Source organism: Soonwooa sp., assembly GCF_032062245.1.
In the GTDB taxonomy this organism is placed as follows: domain Bacteria; phylum Bacteroidota; class Bacteroidia; order Flavobacteriales; family Weeksellaceae; genus Soonwooa.
The window spans coordinates 1-3,519 of sequence record NZ_DAMBQF010000054.1; the positions used below are offsets into that span (position 1 = coordinate 1).

Below are 3,519 nucleotides of genomic sequence, written 5' to 3' on the forward strand. Positions count from 1 at the left end.
GTATTTTGACCAAATTTATTCTATGGGAATTGTTCGAAACTGGTTGCAGCTAACGTTTCGGCGCTTGGCGAAGGTGGCGACTTTTATCGCTAAACTTCAAGCGAAGCACGAAATTCAAACTTACGAAAAAGTTTCATGCGAAGTACGAAACCGCCACTTTTGCCAAACGCTTGTTAGCGGTTCGGGCTTTGCTTTTCGTTTAGTAATTTCAACTCATTTTCTTTTTTCCATCTTCCGAGAATAATTATCCATATAAAAATTGAAACGCCTAAAATAATTAGTTTTTGTGTTCCATCTAGTCCATCTTTGATTAATGAATTAAACATCATTATTTGGATTATTAAATGAAAACAGGAACTTGCCAAAATAGATTTAGTCGATTCTGCAACTTGTCCAATTCCCCAACTTCCAAATAACAACATACCGAGAAAAAATAGATTTTCAGATAAAGTCGCTTTTGTCAGAAAAGACAAATGCCAAAAGTACCAAATGAAGCCTATTAGCAAGTATCGTTTTATAGGCTTAATGTCTTTAAGTTCTTCTTGTAAATATCCACGCCAGCCAAACTCTTCCATAATGCAATAAATCAAACTTCCCAAAACAACAATTAAGCCGTACAAATTTACATTTATACCGTATTCATTCTTTACTCCGATAATTGCCAATAATATTATTGGAATAAAGGACATTAACAGACCTTTTCTTTTTGATGTTCCAAAAAATGAAATTTCAGTTTTCTGTTTTTTACGAAGTAAGTAAATGGCAATTAAAGCTCCTATAAAAACCCCACTTCCTTCAAGCAATATAACAGAAAGTAAATAAATCCAAGTTGGTAATATTTCCAAAATTTCTTTTGTTCCAAAAATGTCAAATCTAAATATATTGGAAAGTGAAATAGCTATTACTAAAAAAATAAATATTCGTTTAAAATTAATTGTGTTATCTTTCATAGATTTATTTTCATTGCCTTTAATAGCCTGACCGCTAACGGAAAAAGTATTGGCGAAGTGCGGGCTAAATTGGACAAAAAGTTCAATTTAGACTGACCGTAGCCGATGCTTTTTCGGATTGTTAAATTAAGAAAAAAATCAATACGAAAAAGCAGCGGCGGCTAAATATTTCTGCTTTTTAATTCAAACCTTATCCCCGCATTTTGCCAATACAATGTTATGCGACGTCCTTTTATAACGCAAGACTTTGATGATTAATCTCTACATTGAATTTCACTTTTGCACCCAAAGCTTCAAAAACTTTCATTATCGTTTCAAAACGTGCGTTTTTAACGCTATTTTCTATTTTTGAAATTTGAGATTTCTGAACACCAACCAACTCTCCAAGTTGTTCTTGGGTAAGATTTTGTTCTTGTCTCGCTTGTTTTATGGCTTGACCAAGAAGTTCAATTCTTAATTCATTCTCAAAATTATCTCTTTTTTTTGTTCCAAGTTTTCCAATATGTTTATCAATCATTTTGTCAATTGAAACAGTTTCAAATTTCTTATTTTTTGTTTCCATATTTATATTGAATATATTGTTTCTTAATTTCTGTTGCTTTTTCTATTTCCTTTTTTGGTGTTTTCTGTGTCTTTTTCAATATTCCATGAGTTGCAAGAACCATCGAATTTTGATAATCATCCCAAAAAGCAAACAATCTGTAAGAATTAGAATTATACAAGGTTCTAAATTCCCAAATTGTGTCGTTCAATTTCTTAAAAACCTCTTTATCATTTGTTATTTGAGATTTTCTAATATTGAAATATATTTTATCACGAACTTTTTCATCTAATTCGTTCAGAAATTTTTGCGCTTCTGGTAACAATTCGACTTCAAAGTTATTTTTCATTTCACAAATTTTGTCAAAGATAATAATTTCCCAATTAGGAAACAATGATTATGTGTAATTTTGTCAAATAGGATGTCGCATAACGGAAAAAGTATTGGCGAAGTGCGGGCTTTCGAAGAACTGAAAGTTCAAGAAAGACTAAACGGAGCCGATGCTTTTTCAATGGAACTAAATTACGAAAAAATGTGGAATTGAAAAGCAGCGGCGGCAAAAAAGTGGTGGATTTTCAATTCAGGACTTCACCCCGCATTTTGCCAATACCTTGTTAGCTGAAGTCGTTATTTTTCCATAAACCATTCTATTATCTTACGTGTATCTTCTTTTTTATGTCCAAATTTTGGCATTGAAGGATGAAAAATTTTTAATAAATGTATTTCTTGATTATCGATTAAAATTTTTGCATACTCAAAACCTTGTTTTTTAATTTCACTTTTTGTTAATAGATTGGTTCGTTCAACAATATTTACATTTTCTTGATTTATAATGTAATTAAATACATTTTTCCCCCAACAAAATATATGAGATGTTTCTAATATTTTATAAATCTCATTGTTTATTTCTGAACTTAATTTAATTAGATGCGGATTGACAGCAATGTTATTTGCATTGTTTGAAGGAACTAAATCATTTATGTAGTTTGTATAACTTATTGATTCAATGAATGAATCTACTTTTTTAATTACAATATCTGAAGAACTTCTCGTAAAATTCTCTTTTAAAGCTAATGTTCCTTTAATAAAATTTCTAAATGTTTTCGTCCACCAACCTTGGTCATAAGTATATTCTTCAAGTGCATCCGCAAAATGTGTTTTAGAAGCAGTCCTAATTTGTTCAGATTCGTATTTTTCAATTGGGCAATAAATATTATGAGCTAATACAAGAATTTTTTTCTCGTTTTGATTATAATTTTTTCCAACATATGGATAAAATCTAATTTGATTTATAGAACTAAATTTTTTGTCAAAATAGTTATTATGAGCGAATTTCATTTATTTAAGTTGAGTGTGATACGATTTCAGCTAACGGAAAAAGTATTTGCGAAGGGCGGGCTAAATTGGACGAAAAGTTCAATTTCGACCGAACGAAGCAAATTGCTTTTTCAGATTACCAAATTACAAAAAAAAGTAATATGAAAAGCAAGTTGCGACTAAATGCAACAAATATTTCTATTAAATATTCAACCCCGCCTTTTGCAAATACTATGTTACCTGCAGTGTTTTTGGATTAAACTTTTTTGGTAACAAATTTTTAATTCTTTATTCTTCATGTTATAGTTTTTTGTAAGTGAGGAATATCTTATTGACAAAGTTATTTTTATGGATTTTTAAATTTATTTTTTCTCCAATTTTACTTTTATAAACGGATGAACTATCATCTGAAATATAAACTCTACCTGTGTGAATCTTATTTCTATATTCATAAGAAAAAAGCAACCAATCTTGAGAGTTTTTTCCAATTGCGTCAACTCCTTTTATTTTCGCAGTCACAATTACATAATTTTCTTCAGTCTGATTTCGGAAATAATTCCCCAGCGTCATATAAAATGCAACTAGTAGTCCAAATGATAATAGGATGTAATAATCTTTTTTCAAACGTTTTGTGGTTTATTTGTTAACATTGCAGGTAACGGAAAAAGTATTGGCGAAGTGCGGGCTTTCGAAGAACTAAAAGTTCAAGAA

6 protein-coding genes are annotated in these 3,519 nt (G+C 30.1%); 1 reads left to right on the top strand and 5 read right to left on the bottom strand.

Annotated features, from left to right (window positions below):
- Positions 1–173: 173 nt before the first annotated feature.
- The 3 genes from RT037_RS13670 to RT037_RS13680 all read right to left on the bottom strand — a co-directional run bounded on the left by RT037_RS13670 (position 174) and on the right by RT037_RS13680 (position 1,840).
- Entirely contained in the window at positions 174–950 is a 777-nt protein-coding gene (locus RT037_RS13670) for a CPBP family intramembrane glutamic endopeptidase (protein WP_313032323.1), read from the bottom strand.
- A gap of 232 nt (positions 951–1,182) precedes the next feature.
- Positions 1,183–1,512, bottom strand: a complete 330-nt coding sequence (locus RT037_RS13675) for a helix-turn-helix transcriptional regulator (RefSeq protein WP_312324507.1) — start codon at positions 1,510–1,512, stop codon at positions 1,183–1,185.
- Positions 1,496–1,840: a type II toxin-antitoxin system RelE/ParE family toxin gene (locus RT037_RS13680; RefSeq protein ID WP_312324505.1), complete on the bottom strand. Its 345-nt coding sequence runs from the start codon at positions 1,838–1,840 to the stop codon at positions 1,496–1,498. Before RT037_RS13680 ends, RT037_RS13675 begins: the two co-directional genes overlap by 17 nt.
- 72 nt (positions 1,841–1,912) lie before the next feature.
- On the opposite strand from RT037_RS13680, the gene RT037_RS13685 reads away from it, so the two are divergent.
- Positions 1,913–2,035 carry a hypothetical protein gene (locus RT037_RS13685; RefSeq protein ID WP_313032328.1) on the top strand — a complete coding sequence of 41 codons (123 nt, stop codon included), beginning with the start codon at positions 1,913–1,915 and terminating at the stop codon, positions 2,033–2,035.
- Positions 2,036–2,118: 83 nt separating this feature from the next.
- On the opposite strand, the gene RT037_RS13690 is transcribed toward RT037_RS13685, so the two are convergent.
- The gene (locus RT037_RS13690) at positions 2,119–2,829 is read right to left on the bottom strand and encodes a hypothetical protein (RefSeq protein WP_313032330.1); all 711 of its coding nucleotides are present in this window, start codon (positions 2,827–2,829) and stop codon (positions 2,119–2,121) included.
- Between the two features lie 279 nt (positions 2,830–3,108).
- Entirely contained in the window at positions 3,109–3,432 is a 324-nt protein-coding gene (locus RT037_RS13695; RefSeq protein WP_313032332.1) for a hypothetical protein, read from the bottom strand.
- Positions 3,433–3,519: the final 87 nt, after the last annotated feature.

Excerpts from the sequence above, each read along its gene's own strand:
- RT037_RS13670 (WP_313032323.1), bottom strand. The coding sequence starts at position 950 with ATGAAAGATAACACAATTAATTTTAAACGAATATTTATTTTTTTAGTA.
- RT037_RS13675 (WP_312324507.1), bottom strand. The coding sequence starts at position 1,512 with ATGGAAACAAAAAATAAGAAATTTGAAACTGTTTCAATTGACAAAATG.
- RT037_RS13680 (WP_312324505.1), bottom strand. The coding sequence starts at position 1,840 with ATGAAAAATAACTTTGAAGTCGAATTGTTACCAGAAGCGCAAAAATTT.
- RT037_RS13685 (WP_313032328.1), top strand. The coding sequence starts at position 1,913 with ATGTCGCATAACGGAAAAAGTATTGGCGAAGTGCGGGCTTTCGAAGAA.
- RT037_RS13690 (WP_313032330.1), bottom strand. The coding sequence starts at position 2,829 with ATGAAATTCGCTCATAATAACTATTTTGACAAAAAATTTAGTTCTATA.